The organism is Thalassospira sp. UBA848, assembly GCF_002295455.1.
In the GTDB taxonomy this organism is placed as follows: Bacteria; Pseudomonadota; Alphaproteobacteria; order Rhodospirillales; family Thalassospiraceae; genus Thalassospira.
The window spans coordinates 1-12,971 of the sequence record NZ_DBGS01000084.1 but is presented as its reverse complement, the minus strand read 5'-3'; the positions used below and the strand labels follow the sequence as shown (position 1 = coordinate 12,971).

The following is a 12,971-nucleotide window of genomic DNA, read 5'->3' as shown; positions in this document are numbered from 1 at the left end:
GGAATTGCGAATGGCAAACGGACGAACAAGGAAAAATTCGACCATGATACCGGCAAGCCCGCAGCACAGAATGGCCAGCGGATAGCCGACAATGACCGGAAAACCGTATCGTTCGCAGAATACAAAGCCCAGAACAGCGCCCAGCATCACCATCGATCCTTGCGCGAAATTGACCTTGGAGGACACCGAATAGGTGATCTGGAAACCAAGTGCGATCAGCCCGTACATACTGCCCAGACCGATCCCGGTTATCAGAGCTGCGATTAAAAGTGTCATTGCCAGCCGCCTGCCTATGCCGTGCACGTAAGTGCATCATTTAAAATGGATAAATCCCCGAATGGCGCGCATTGGGTACACGCCATTCGGGTTGGATAAGTTGCTTATTTGATCGGAATGATCTGGCCTTCGACGAAATGCGCGAAGGTGTAGTCTTCCGGACCAAGCGCATCCTGATCGTCCGGGGTGAACGGCTTGTCATAGGTTTTGATCATGCCTTCGACACCGCTGATCTCGTACATGGCTTCGCGGATGGCCGGACCATCGGTCGAACCGGCTTTTTCAATCGCGGCTGCAAGCAGAAGGGTTGCGTCATAAGCATTGGCAATGCCGGTTGCCGGGGTCACGTCGGCAAGGGTTTCGATTTCCGGGAACTTTTCCTGAAGTTTGACGAACATCGGATTGGCCGGATCGGTAAACAGATAGGTCTGGATGAAGTGGACCTTCTCGCCAGACTTGCCAGCCAGTTCGGTGAAGCGGCCACCGGCCGGACCCCAATGCGATGAAATCGGAACATCCCAGCCCATACGATCAAGCGACTTGATCACCTGTGCGGTAGGCGCAACGTTGGCAACCACAAACAGGGAATCCGCGCCGTTTTCCTTTAGGCGGGTCAGCTGCGGGACAACATCGACATCGTTTGATTCAAACTTTTCGATCCCGGCATGTTCCATGCCACGCTTTTCAAGAGCCTTGAGCAGGCCCTTTTCATTGGACTCCCCCCACGGGTTGTTGATCAGGATCATGCCCGGTTTCTTGGCACCGTAATTGGCGATCAGATATTCCGTGATGGCTTCGTCGACATATTCATCAACCGCCGAAACGCGGAAGACATAGTTTTCCTCTGCACCGTTTTTGGTGATCCCGGTTCCGGCAGCCCACGGGCCGATGAACGGGATTTTCTGCTGGTTCACATAGGGCACAATGGCAAAGGATACCGGCGTATCAAGGCCACCAATGATCGCCGCAACGCCTTCGCGCTGGGCCAGTTCACGGGCTGCAACCAGACCCTTGCCCGGGTTGCTTTCATCATCACGCGATACAAGTTCAAGCGGCTTGCCAAGAACGCCGCCCTCGGCATTGATCTTGTCAATCGCAAGGGTGATGCCGCGCGTAATGGCTTCGCCCGACTTGGCTGACTGACCGCTGAGTGCGGCTACAAGGCCAAGTTTCACTGTGTCTTCTGCACGGGCATCATGGGCAGGCAGGGTGGTGGCGAACATCAGCGCAGCAGCAGCCCCGAGAAGGGCGGCACGCCGCGTTATTTTCCGGAAAGGCGAAGAAATAGGCATGTGAGACTCCCTGATTATGTGTCTGCAGCGTTCGGTGTCGCAAATTCGCGTTGCGCACCAAATCGTCACCGCACCGCAGCAAGCGACATGCCAAGAATCATAATCATTTAAAATCAGAGGTTTAGGCGTTTTTCCATCCGGGCAGAAAACAGAATTGCCTCATGTATACGCAGATTGCATGCAATTTTTGCATAAAATTAGTGCATGCAAAATTTCTGCACAGCGTTTATGCTGATGCCAGATCAATTCCCGAAAACAGAGGCTTTCGAAATGAGCGACCAAACTGCGGAAAATGTGCTTGATACCCTGCCGCCAGAGGCCCGGACCGTGCGTGATTTTCTTGATGCATCCATGAAACCCGACCCGGAACTGGCGGCGACATTCATGTCTGATGATGTCGTCATCACCTTTACCGATGGTCAGAAATACGACCATCCGTCCGGCACCACGGCCTTTAACGCCGCGCGTTATAAATGGGTAAAAAAGAAGTTCGGTCAGTTTGATGTCGCCCATACCAATGGCCAGACCGTTGTTTACAGCACCGGCTGGCTTTACGGCGAATGGCCCGACGGCACCCCGTTTGAAGGCAACCGTTATATCGACCGTTTCGTGATTGAAACCGGCAAGATCATCAAAATGGATGTCTGGAATGAAAGTGCGGAACGCATTCTGATCCGCAAGGGTATCAAGGCCTAGGCCCGCATATGCCAAATCCGCATCGGCACCTGCCCACCCCCAATCCCTGGAATGCGAAAGATCGCCTGCACTTGCGGACAGGCGGTCATGTGCGCGGCGGCAATGTTGCGTTATGCCCCGCCGTCGCGCACTTTCCGGGCATAGGGTTCGAGCGCATCAAGATACAAAAGCGGCCCGCCTTCCTCTGTCGTGAACAGGGCTCTGTCGGCAACCGCCGTCAGATGATGGCGCATCAGTTTGCGCGCGGTGTCTTCGTCCCCCTTGGCGAGGGCATCAATGATCTGGCGGTGTTCCTGAATGCCGCAATCGGTCGAATGCGGTCGGGCATAAAGCGAGAGCGTCAAACCACAGCGATAGCCGATTTCCTCGACATAGCGCAGCAAGACCGGACTTCCCGAAAGACGTGCGAGCAAAATGTGGAATTCGGTGGCAAGCCGGATCGAGATCGGCTCCGACGCGTTTTCGGCTTCGACTTCCTTGGCAAGATGGGCTTCAAGTTCGCCCAGAATTTCCGGGCTCATATTCTTGATCACCCGGCTGATGACAAGGTCTTCGATCTGGGTGCGGAGCTCGAAAAGATCACGGGCCTCTTCAAGGCTGGGCTTGGCAACCATCGCACCCTTGTTACGGCGAAGTTCGATCAGACCTTCGGCCGCAAGCCGTTCAAGCGACTGGCGAATAAGGGTGCGGCTGACGCCGAACCGTTCACCCAAAGAATCTTCGGGCAGCTTCATGCCGGGCATCAGTACACGTTCAAGGATTGCCGAACGCAATGCCGAACTGATCATATCTGTACGATGCTTTGCCTTGTCCGCTGCTTTCATCCCGATCCGCCACGTTTCTTGTTTCGAAGATTTTGTAACCTGCGCTTGTATAAAGGATTGTATGCAATTTCGCCACACCCGATCCACGCGCAGTCCGACCCAATTCAAATACAACCTCGTTGACTGAGAGAATGCCCCCATGACCGATCAACAGACGGCCTTTCAACATCGCGCCATGGTCACAAGCCCCAGCACGGCGGCCAGTGAGGCCGGTGCAAAAGTTCTGCGCGATGGCGGCACCGCGATTGAGGCGGTTGTCGCCACGGCATCCGTCCTTGCCGTGACCTACCCGCATTTCTGCGGCATTGGTGGTGATGCGGTCTGGATGGTTTCAGACAACAGCGGCAAGGTTCAGTCTTTCCTGGGTATTGGTCAGGCCGCCGAAAAAGGCGGCGATACAATCACGCCCGGCACCCCAATTCCGCTGCGCGGTCCGGGTTCGACCCTGACCACGGCGTGCACGGTGGATTCATGGCAACACGCCCTTGATCATTCGGCAAAGAACTGGGGCGGGACCAAAAGCCTGTCGGAATTGATCACGCCTGCAATTACGCTTGCGGAAAACGGCTTTGCGATCAGTCCGTCACAATGTTTCTGGCTTGATTTCCGGAAAGAGGAAATCGCCAATTGGCCGGGCTTTATGGATGTCTTCACCCCGCAAGGCCGGATGCCACATGCCGGTGAAACCTTCCATCAGCCGCACCTGGCGCAAAGCCTGAAACGCATTGCCGAGCTTGGCGCGCGCGATCTCTATGAAGGCGGCCTTGCTGATCAGATTGTCAAAGGCTTGTCAGCCGTGGGATCGCCGATCACCAAGGCGGACCTTGCGAAAACCCGTACCCGAACGGTCGATGCGGTGTCCCTTGAATATGGTGACGTCACCCTGTTTGCCCCGCCCGCGCCAACGCAAGGATTGGCGACGCTCATGACCATGGGGGTGTTGCGCGAACTGGGGCAAAAGAACTGGGCCGAGGGAACGGCGGATCATTACCATCTGGTGGTCGAGGCCATCAAACGGGCATTCCTGAAACGCGATCAGATCGCCGATCCCGATTTTACCAGCACCGATTTTACGGCCCTTCTGGATCACGCCGATCTGGCCGCAGATGCCAAGGAAATCTCGACCACCAAGGCGCTTGATTGGCCGCATCCGTTCCGGCATGGCGATACGGTATTTCTGGCCGCCAAGGATGCCAATGGCAATTGCGCCAGTGTTTTGCAAAGCACCTATTTCGATTGGGGCAGCGGGGTGGTCGCGGGCGATACCGGCATTGTCTGGCAAAACCGCGGGGCCGCATTCAGCACCGACCCGGGCCACCCGAATGCCTTCGCACCGGGGAAGCTTCCGTTCTATACGCTTAATCCCGGCATGGCGCTTAAGGGGGGCAAGCCGCATTTGCTGTATGGCACGCAAGGGGCCGATGGACAGCCGCAAACCCTTGCGATGCTGTTGACCCGGCTGCTTGATTTTGACCTGTCCCCGCTTGAGGCGCTGACCAAGCCGCGCTTTTTGCTTGGCAAGACGTTTTCTGATGCCAATGACAGCCTGAAACTTGAAGTCGATGCCGGGGATGACGTGTTTGATGAACTGGCCGCACGTGGTCATGTTCTGCGTGCGATTGAGCAGCAAAGTGCCCTTGCCGGACAGGCCGGCATCATCCGCATTGACGAGGATGGCTTCGTCGACGGGGCACATGATCCACGCAGCGACGGGAAGGCGATTGGCGTCTGACGATTAGATCATCATTCAGCCCAGACAAAGGAAAAGGCCGCGCCCCACAGGCACGGCCTTAACTGTTCCGAAGCCCCCCTTACAACAAAGCTTCGGAAACTCCCCCCACACAAAACGGGCAAGATGACCCTAGGTATGTTCCCTAGATGGCGAGGTACTGATCGCGCAGTTCCTCGTCATCCAGAACAGCCTGCGCGGTCCCGTCAAAGACGATCTCGCCGCTATCCATGATGATGGCGCGGTCTGCCAGTTTCAGGGCTGCAATCGCGTTCTGTTCGACAATAATGGTAGTAATGCCGAGCTTTTTGACGTTTTGCAGGGTTCGTTCGATTTCCTGAACAATAACCGGTGCCAGACCTTCATAGGGTTCATCAAGCAGCAGGATCTTGATGTCACGGGCCAGAGCACGCCCGATGGCAAGCATCTGTTGCTCACCGCCCGAAAGCGTGATCGCCTCCTGCTCCGCCCTTTCACCAAGACGCGGGAACAGTTCATAGATGCGCTGAATTGACCAGCCATGCGGTTCGGCAATCTGGGCGAGTTCAAGGTTTTGTTCGACCGTCATGCCCGGAATGATGCGACGATCTTCGGGCACAAGTTGCAGACCCAAACGGGCGGCCTGCCATGCCTTCATTTCGTGCAATGGCTGGTGATCAAGCCAGATCTCGCCATGTTTGAGTTCCGGGTCCCCCATGCGGGCAAGGGTACGGAGCGTCGATGTCTTGCCCGCCCCGTTACGCCCGAGAAGCGCCAGAATTTCGCCTTCGCGGATGTCAAAGGACAGCCCCTGAACGATATAGCTTTCGCCGTAATAGGCATGGATGTCATAGACCGAGAAAAACGCCGGGTCGCCACCCTGTTTACGGACAGGTTCCTGTTTTGGCAGCGCGTTCATACCGTTTCCCCTCCGAGATAGGCTTCCTTGACCCGTGGGTCGTTACGTACTTCTTCAGGTGTGCCTTCACAAATGATGGCACCCTGGGCCAGAACGCTGATGCGATCGGCCAGACTGAACACAACATGCATGTCGTGCTCAATGATCACCTTGGTCATGCCGCGTTCCTTGATCCGTTTAAGAAGATCAATCGTGCGGTTGGTATCATGGCGCGACATGCCCGCGGTCGGTTCATCAAGCAAGAACAGTTTCGGCTGTTGCCCAAGGCACATGGCAAGTTCAAGACGGCGCTTGTCACCACGTGACATCGAACCGGCAAGATGATCCTTGTGCTGAAGCAAGCCGACATCTTCAAGAAGGTGTTCAGCATGTTCGAGGACTTCTTTTTCCGAGAACAGGCTTTTGATGAAGTTCATCTTGAAAATGCCTTCGCGCTTGGCAAAGGCCGGAACCATCACATTTTGCAAAAGCGACAGTTCCGGGAAGATTTCCGGCGTTTGGAAAACACGGGCAACACCAAGCTGGTTGATCTCGTGCGGTTCCTTGCCAGTCAGCACCTGATCGCCAAGAAGCACACGGCCACGGCTGGGTGCCAGACGCCCGACAATCACGTTCAGCAATGTCGATTTGCCAGCCCCGTTCGGCCCGATAATCGCGTGCACGGTGCCTTCCTTAACCCGAAGGTTAATATCGGAAAGCGCCTGCAGACCGCCAAAGTTCTTGTCAACGTCGGTGACGTCAAGAATGTATTCGGACATGGATCAGACCTCCCCCGCCGATGTTTGTTCTTTTTCTTTGTTTTCATGACCGTCGGACTTCGGCTCGGTTTTCTCGCGTTTGAAGAGCAGACGCGACAGGCGGCTGATACCTTCCATGATGCCACCGGGCAGGAAGATCACGATCAGCATGAAGACAAGGCCAAGGGTCAGATGCCAGCCTTCGCCAACAAACAGCCCAACCACGGATGCAATCGGGTGTGCCAGCCAGTCCGGCAGGAAGGAGAATGCATTGAGCAGCACGGTATCGTTAAAGGCCGAGAAGATGTTCTCGAAATACTTGATGATACCAGCGCCCAGAAGCGGACCAATCAAGGTACCAACACCGCCAAGGATCGTGATCAGAACGACCTCGCCCGATGCAGTCCACTGCATGCGCTCGGCCCCGGCCAGCGGATCGGTCACCGCCAGAAGCGAACCGGCAAGACCGGCATACATGCCCGAGATGACAAAGGCGGTCATCAGATATGGACGGGTGCTGAACCCGGTATAGCCCATGCGGTTCTGGTTTGACTTGATCGCGCGCAGCTTAAGCCCGAATGGCGAGCGGAAGATGCGCAGGTAAATGAAGAACGAAATCAGCATCAGGGCCGCACAGATATAGAAGCCCGAATAACCGATCCCCTCGATCCCGAACAGATTCGGGGTCGGAAGCGATGCGTCCGCTTCGATGCCAGACATGCGATCCAGAACACGCGGATCCGCCTGCTCAAGCTGCAGACCGGTTTCACCGTTGGTGATCGGGGTCAGAACCGAATAGGCCAGGTTATAGGACATCTGTGCAAAGGCCAGTGTCAGGATCGAGAAGTAAATCCCCGAACGACGCAAGGACACAAAGCCGATGGCCAGCGCGAACAGACCCGAAAGGACCGTGCCAAAGATCAATGCCGGAATGACATTCATCGACAGCAGCTTGAACGACCAGACGGCGGTGTAGGACCCCACACCCAGAAAGGCTGCGTGACCAAAGGACAGATAGCCGGTCAGGCCAAACAGAATGTTATAGCCGATGGCAAAGATGCCAAAGATCATGAACTTCTGCATCAGGTCGGGATAGGCCGCCCCGAAGGGCTGCAACCACAGCGGCATGGTCAGGACCACGGCCGACAGGATGGCCATGAAGATCATATCCTTCTTGGGCGAGACGATTTTTGTATTTGACATTTTTTAGCTCTCCATCACGCCCCGGCGTCCCAGCAGACCGCGCGGACGGGTCAGCAGAATGACGACGGCAACAAGGTAGATGATGATCTGGTCAATCCCCGGGAAGATGTCTTTCACCTCGGTCATGGACGAGAAGGACTGCAAGATCCCCAGCAGGAAGCCAGCGGCCACCGCACCGGGCAAAGAGCCCATGCCACCCACAACAACCACGACGAATGACAGTACCAGGAAGTCCATGCCCAGATGATAATCCGGGGGCAGAACCGGCGTGTACATCACGCCTGCCAGACCCGCGACCACGGCCGCGATGCCAAACACAATCGTAAAGCGACGTTCAATATTGATGCCCAGAAGCTCGACCGTTTCACGGTCGGCCATCCCGGCGCGCACCACCATCCCGTAGGTGGTGAAATGCAGGAACGAGAATACAAGGCCAATGGTAATCAGCGAGAACGCCAGATAAATCAGACGCCACCACGGATAAACAACAGCTTCACCAAGACCAAAGATCGCGCCAACGGCTGCAGACCCCGAAACGATATCAGGTGCCCCCTGCGGGATCGGGTTCGCGCCAAAGGCAGCCTTGACCAGTTCCTGAAGAACAATGGCCAGACCAAAGGTCACAAGAATCTGCTCGGCATGAGGACGCTTGTAGAAATACCGGATGAGCGAGCGTTCCATGACAATGCCGATTAACAACATCACCGGTATTGCCAGGATGATCGATAACGGTACCGACCAGTCAATGATCGCCGTCCCGGTATCACCAAACCACAGTTCGAGGTATGGCGTTTCCTTGTAGGCGTCAAAGAAGGTGACCGACTCATCCTTGACCTTGACCGAAAGGGTCAAAAGTTTTTCCAGAGTGACCGCGCAGAATGCGCCCATCATGAAGATGGCACCGTGGGCAAAGTTCACCACGCCGAGCGTGCCAAACACCAGGGTCAGACCAAGTGCAATCAGTGCGTAGGCACCGCCCTTGTCCAGACCATTCAGGATTTGAAGAAATATAGCGTCCATCAGTTATCCGCCGCGTATTCGTAAGGGACTTAGTCAAAAGTCGTATAGGCCGAGGCCAGAGGGCAAACGGGCCGACCATTGGGAGATGGCCGGCCCTACTTGCATCAATTTTGGGTGTATCAGACTTGATACGGCCCCAGTTCCCCGCCGAACATATCGGCCGGATATTCGACCTGTGCACGCGGAACGTTTTTAACGACTTCAAGAAGGTCAAAGTTGGACTGCGGGTTTTCTTTACCACGCACAACCAGAACGTCTTTGAAGCACTGGTGATCTTCTGCACGATACAGGGTCGGGCCGTTGCCCGCGCCATCGAACTCGAAGCCTTCGAGCTGCTTGATGACTTCCCAAGGTGCAAAGGTACCGGCCATTTCGCAGGCGTTTGCATAAAGCAGCGTCTGGACGTAGCAGGTATGTGCAGCCTGGGACGGCGGGAAGCCGTATTCCTGACCGAACGATTTGACGAAGGCCTGCGAACCGGCGTCGGTCAGCGACCAGTGCCAGTTGGTGGTACCAAGGATACCTTTTGCAGCTTCGCCAGCACCCTGTGCCATCAGGCGGGAATACAGCGGAACGACGATTTCGAAGTTCTTGCCGTTCACCTGCTTGTCACGCAGACCGAACTGAACAGCCTGGGTCAGGGAGTTGACCATGTCCTTACCATAGTGGTTCAGGATCAGGACATCTGCACCAGAGTTCAGAACCGGGGTGATGTACTGCGAGAAGTCACCAGCACCAACCGGGGTACGAACCGTGTTGACGGTTTCCCAACCGATATTCTCGGTTGCGGCCTTGATCGATTCTTCCTGAGTCCAGCCCCAGGTGTAATCGGCCGTCAGGTGGTAAGCGCGGCGTTCGTTGCCGTACTCGTCAAGCAGAACCGGCGCGATCGCCTGACCGGACATATAAGCGTTGAAGAAGTGGCGGAAGCCATAACGCTTTTTGTCTTTACCGGTGGTGTCATTCGAGTGGGTCAGGCCCGCCATGAAGATGACGCCCATTTCCTGGCAAAGACCCTGCACGGCAATTGCCACACCAGAGGACGAACCACCGGTAACCATTGCCACATTGTCTTTTTCAATCATACGCTTTGCAGAAGCACGCGCAGCATCGGACTTGGTCTGGGTATCACCGGTTACGAACTCGACCTTTTTGCCGAGGATACCGTTACCCTTGAGCTCAAGCGGCTTCATGGTATTGAGCATACCACCATCGCCTTCGCCGTTGATGTGCTTGACTGCAAGCTGATAGGCGCGCAGTTCGTCAGCACCCTCGTCGGCATACGGACCGGTCTGCGGAACGTTAAAGCCGAGTTTGACGCTGGAAGCGCTACCCGGATCGCCACGGAAGGTCTGGGCATGCGCGTTCTTGATGAAATGCATCGGGAAAGTGCCGCCAATGAGGGCTGCACCCGTGGTGGCCGCGGACCCTTTCAGGATCGTACGACGAGATACATTTCCGATAAGCTTAGTCTCCGACATGGTTTTCCTCCCCAATGTCTTGGGATCTGTTTCAGAGAAATCTGAGGTCTGTATTTTGGTTCTTTTTCTTATCGACCTGTCAAAACAATGAGGAGCATTTGAAAATGAATCAACACCTAGTTGATATAAAACAACTTTTTTGTAAATATATAGATGACCTTTGTGAAAATTTGTAAATCTTGTCAACAGGTAAGACTTTAGTATGGCGCGTCAGGCCCCCATCGGACACCGCATTCGCGGACGGCGAAAAGACATCGGAATGACCCAGAATGCCCTGGCGAAGGCTGCGGGCATCTCGGCGTCCTATCTTAATCTGATCGAACATAACCGCCGCTCGATTGGTGGCGGATTGTTGATGCGAATTGCCGAGGCACTGGAAATTCACCCGCATACGCTGTCCGGGTCAGAGGAAAGCCGATTGCTTTCCGACCTTGCCGAAGTCGCATCCGATCCTGTCTTTCGCACCACCCCGGTCGAAAGCCGCGACTTCCCGGCCATGATTGCCGCCGCACCGGGCATGATCACGGCGTTCCTGTCACTGTATCGCGCATATCGCAGCGGCCTTGATGACATTGATGCCCTGTCCGAACGCCTTAGCCACGATCCGTTCCTGACCGAGGCCAGCCATTCGATCCTGACGCGCATCACGTCGATCCGCACCGTGGCGGAAATCTTTGATGATTATGATGATCTGTCGCCCGATCAGCGCGCACGCTTTAACGCGACACTGGTACAGGAATCCCAGCGCCTTGCTGAATCCGCGACCGAGATTTTCAACTTTCTTGAACGTGGCGAAGCCGGTCGCCCCGCCGCCAGCCCGGCCGAGGAAGTCGATGACCTGCTGTATGACAATGCCAACCATTTCCCCAGCCTTGAAGACCACGCCCACAAGATGCGCCCGGTGATTGATCCGGATGGCGGGCTCTATCTGACTGACCTGATCAACTATCTTGAGGACCGCCACAAAACCCGGATCGAACGCCTGCCGTCCGAAGATTTCCTGACAAGCGGCCATCAATGGGATGCCAAAAACAACACACTGCGCGTATCGCGCGCCCTGCCGATCACCTCAGCCCGTTTTCAGGCGGCCCGCACCATTTGCCGCCTTGAGGCTGCCGAGCCAATCAATGAAATCCTTGATCAGGCCCAGGTCAGCAGCGAGGCTGGCCGGGTTCGCGCATCAGAAGCCCTGATTTCATATGCGGCGGCGGCATTGTTGTTTCCCTATGAGCCGTTTTTGGATGATGCGCGCAGCATGCGCCACGATATCGAACTGCTTCAGCAACGCTATGCCGCAAGCTGGGAGCAAGTTTGCCACCGCCTGACAACGCTTCGCCGTCCCGGAGCCGAAGGCATTCCGTTTCATCTGGTGCGAACGGATATTGCCGGAAATATTTCCAAGCGCTTTTCCGCATCCGGCCTGCAATTGCCACGCTATGGCGGCGCCTGCCCGCGCTGGGTCGTGCACGAAGCCTATACCGCGCCCGAACGTGTTATTCCGCAATTTGTCCGCCTGCCCGATGACAGTGAATATCTATTTGTCGCGCGTGCCCTGCGATCAGGTGCCGGGGGGTATGGGGTGCCGCGATCGGTTCATTCGGTGATGATCGGATGTGATACGGTGTTCTCGAATGATGTCGTCTATGGTGATCGTTTGTCGCTTGATCGACCGGAATCAGCCGTTCCGGTTGGTATATCGTGCCGACAATGCCCACGTAATGACTGTGCGCAACGCGCCTATGAAATGGCGGAAGGCACACCCAAAATGGCTGCGAAATGAGAGGCAGGCACCATCAACAGCAATACCTTATGTATACCACCCCAAAGTAGCATTATCATTCAGAGCATTAGCCGCTAGGATTGGGGGTATAACAATCCGAAAAATCGGGAGAACGTCCTTGAATGAGAGACCAAAGGTCTTGATTGCCGAAGACGAGGAAACCATTGTCGAGTCCCTGAGCTTCCTGATGGAGAAGGAAGGCTATGATGTCAGCGTCGCCACAGATGGGCGCACCGCGATTTCCATGATTGCGCGCGACATTCCGGACATGGTTTTACTTGATGTCATGATGCCTGTTTGCGATGGGTTTGAAGTCGTGCGCGCCGTGCGCGGCGATTCCAACACCCGGCAAGTGCCGATCATGATGCTCACCGCCAAGACACGTGAAGTGGATCGTCGCAAGGGTCTTGAGCTTGGTGTCGATGATTTTGTGACCAAGCCATTTTCCACACGCGATGTTGTGTCCCGGGTCAAGGCCCTGCTGGAACGCAACGCGAACTGAAACGCGCGTTCGCGTTCCCAATCAACCGGCAGGAGGCGCCCATCACACCGCCACGCAGACTTACCGAACGCGCCCTTGTCCTGATGCTGGTGGCCTTGTTCATCTGGCTGCCACCAATCGTGGGCATGTTTTCGCTTGATGGCACGATCCTTGGCCTGCCGATCCTGTTTGTCTATTTCTTTGTCGGATGGGCCATACTGATTGCGCTGTGTGCCGTTCTGACAAGCGCACTTCGCAACGCTGCCCAGACCGAGAGGAAATAGCCCATGCTGTCCTCGGAACTGGTCATCCTCGTTTCGCTGATTTATGTCGGGCTGCTTTATGCGATTGCATGGTGGGGCGACAAGCGCGCGCGTGACGGGCATTCTTGGGTCCGCAATCCGACGGTCTATACATTATCCATCGCGGTTTACTGCACGTCCTGGACGTTTTATGGCGCTGTTGGCACGGCGGCACGCAACGGACTTGAATATCTGACGATCTATCTGGGTCCGACCGTAATCTTTCTGGGCTGGTGGTTTTTGCTGCGCAAG

14 protein-coding genes are annotated in these 12,971 nt (G+C 55.6%); 6 read left to right on the top strand and 8 right to left on the bottom strand.

Annotation, left to right across the window (positions count from 1 at the left end; genetic code table 11):
• The coding region (locus B2R48_RS11960) for an ABC transporter permease subunit (protein ID WP_414716186.1) at positions 1-276 on the bottom strand (276 nt) is incomplete at its 3' end.
• A gap of 104 nt (positions 277-380) precedes the next feature.
• Positions 381-1,568 carry an ABC transporter substrate-binding protein gene (locus B2R48_RS11955; protein WP_297000658.1) on the bottom strand — a complete coding sequence of 396 codons (1,188 nt, stop codon included), beginning with the start codon at positions 1,566-1,568 and terminating at the stop codon, positions 381-383.
• 270 nt (positions 1,569-1,838) lie between these two features.
• Here B2R48_RS11955 and B2R48_RS11950 point away from each other — a divergent pair, with 270 nt between their 5' ends.
• Entirely contained in the window at positions 1,839-2,264 is a 426-nt protein-coding gene (locus B2R48_RS11950) for a nuclear transport factor 2 family protein (RefSeq protein WP_297000656.1), read from the top strand.
• A 110-nt stretch (positions 2,265-2,374) separates the two neighbouring features.
• Here B2R48_RS11950 and B2R48_RS11945 read toward each other — a convergent pair whose 3' ends face one another.
• On the bottom strand, positions 2,375-3,088 hold the full coding sequence (locus B2R48_RS11945) for a GntR family transcriptional regulator (protein ID WP_062955807.1): 714 nt from the start codon (positions 3,086-3,088) through the stop codon (positions 2,375-2,377).
• A 139-nt stretch (positions 3,089-3,227) separates the two neighbouring features.
• Between B2R48_RS11945 and B2R48_RS11940 the strand changes: the two genes are divergently transcribed.
• The gene (locus B2R48_RS11940) at positions 3,228-4,820 is read left to right on the top strand and encodes a gamma-glutamyltransferase family protein (RefSeq protein WP_297000654.1); all 1,593 of its coding nucleotides are present in this window, start codon (positions 3,228-3,230) and stop codon (positions 4,818-4,820) included.
• A gap of 142 nt (positions 4,821-4,962) precedes the next feature.
• On the opposite strand, the gene B2R48_RS11935 is transcribed toward B2R48_RS11940, so the two are convergent.
• The 5 genes from B2R48_RS11935 to B2R48_RS11915 form a co-directional block, all read right to left on the bottom strand.
• The gene (locus B2R48_RS11935) at positions 4,963-5,715 is read right to left on the bottom strand and encodes an ABC transporter ATP-binding protein (protein ID WP_062955808.1); all 753 of its coding nucleotides are present in this window, start codon (positions 5,713-5,715) and stop codon (positions 4,963-4,965) included.
• The gene (locus B2R48_RS11930; protein ID WP_062955809.1) at positions 5,712-6,473 is read right to left on the bottom strand and encodes an ABC transporter ATP-binding protein; all 762 of its coding nucleotides are present in this window, start codon (positions 6,471-6,473) and stop codon (positions 5,712-5,714) included. The genes B2R48_RS11935 and B2R48_RS11930 overlap by 4 nt, the downstream gene beginning before the upstream one ends.
• A gap of 3 nt (positions 6,474-6,476) precedes the next feature.
• A complete protein-coding gene (locus tag B2R48_RS11925; protein ID WP_062955810.1) occupies positions 6,477-7,655 on the bottom strand; it encodes a branched-chain amino acid ABC transporter permease in 1,179 nt (392 codons plus the stop codon).
• A 3-nt stretch (positions 7,656-7,658) separates the two neighbouring features.
• Positions 7,659-8,675 (bottom strand): branched-chain amino acid ABC transporter permease, encoded by a 1,017-nt coding sequence (locus B2R48_RS11920; protein ID WP_213474077.1) that lies wholly within the window; start codon positions 8,673-8,675, stop codon positions 7,659-7,661.
• Positions 8,676-8,794: 119 nt separating this feature from the next.
• A complete protein-coding gene (locus B2R48_RS11915; protein ID WP_084272034.1) occupies positions 8,795-10,156 on the bottom strand; it encodes an ABC transporter substrate-binding protein in 1,362 nt (453 codons plus the stop codon).
• A 202-nt stretch (positions 10,157-10,358) separates the two neighbouring features.
• Between B2R48_RS11915 and B2R48_RS11910 the strand changes: the two genes are divergently transcribed.
• The 4 genes from B2R48_RS11910 to B2R48_RS11895 all read left to right on the top strand — a co-directional run.
• Positions 10,359-11,936, top strand: coding sequence for a helix-turn-helix domain-containing protein (locus B2R48_RS11910; protein ID WP_062955812.1), 1,578 nt, complete (start codon positions 10,359-10,361; stop codon positions 11,934-11,936).
• Positions 11,937-12,054: 118 nt separating this feature from the next.
• Complete coding sequence (locus B2R48_RS11905) at positions 12,055-12,438, top strand: response regulator transcription factor (RefSeq protein ID WP_232310634.1); 384 nt, start codon at positions 12,055-12,057, stop codon at positions 12,436-12,438.
• Positions 12,439-12,521: 83 nt separating this feature from the next.
• Positions 12,522-12,701 carry a hypothetical protein gene (locus tag B2R48_RS11900; protein WP_062955814.1) on the top strand — a complete coding sequence of 60 codons (180 nt, stop codon included), beginning with the start codon at positions 12,522-12,524 and terminating at the stop codon, positions 12,699-12,701.
• A 3-nt stretch (positions 12,702-12,704) separates the two neighbouring features.
• The coding region (locus B2R48_RS11895) for a hypothetical protein (RefSeq protein WP_297000635.1) at positions 12,705-12,971 on the top strand (267 nt) is incomplete at its 3' end.

Bases quoted from the DNA above. Each gene is read 5' to 3' on its own strand.
- B2R48_RS11955 (WP_297000658.1), bottom strand. From the start codon at position 1,568: ATGCCTATTTCTTCGCCTTTCCGGAAAATAACGCGGCGTGCCGCCCTT.
- B2R48_RS11950 (WP_297000656.1), top strand. From the start codon at position 1,839: ATGAGCGACCAAACTGCGGAAAATGTGCTTGATACCCTGCCGCCAGAG.
- B2R48_RS11945 (WP_062955807.1), bottom strand. From the start codon at position 3,088: ATGAAAGCAGCGGACAAGGCAAAGCATCGTACAGATATGATCAGTTCG.
- B2R48_RS11940 (WP_297000654.1), top strand. From the start codon at position 3,228: ATGACCGATCAACAGACGGCCTTTCAACATCGCGCCATGGTCACAAGC.
- B2R48_RS11935 (WP_062955808.1), bottom strand. From the start codon at position 5,715: ATGAACGCGCTGCCAAAACAGGAACCTGTCCGTAAACAGGGTGGCGAC.
- B2R48_RS11930 (WP_062955809.1), bottom strand. From the start codon at position 6,473: ATGTCCGAATACATTCTTGACGTCACCGACGTTGACAAGAACTTTGGC.
- B2R48_RS11925 (WP_062955810.1), bottom strand. From the start codon at position 7,655: ATGTCAAATACAAAAATCGTCTCGCCCAAGAAGGATATGATCTTCATG.
- B2R48_RS11920 (WP_213474077.1), bottom strand. From the start codon at position 8,675: ATGGACGCTATATTTCTTCAAATCCTGAATGGTCTGGACAAGGGCGGT.
- B2R48_RS11915 (WP_084272034.1), bottom strand. From the start codon at position 10,156: ATGTCGGAGACTAAGCTTATCGGAAATGTATCTCGTCGTACGATCCTG.
- B2R48_RS11910 (WP_062955812.1), top strand. From the start codon at position 10,359: ATGGCGCGTCAGGCCCCCATCGGACACCGCATTCGCGGACGGCGAAAA.
- B2R48_RS11900 (WP_062955814.1), top strand. From the start codon at position 12,522: ATGCTGGTGGCCTTGTTCATCTGGCTGCCACCAATCGTGGGCATGTTT.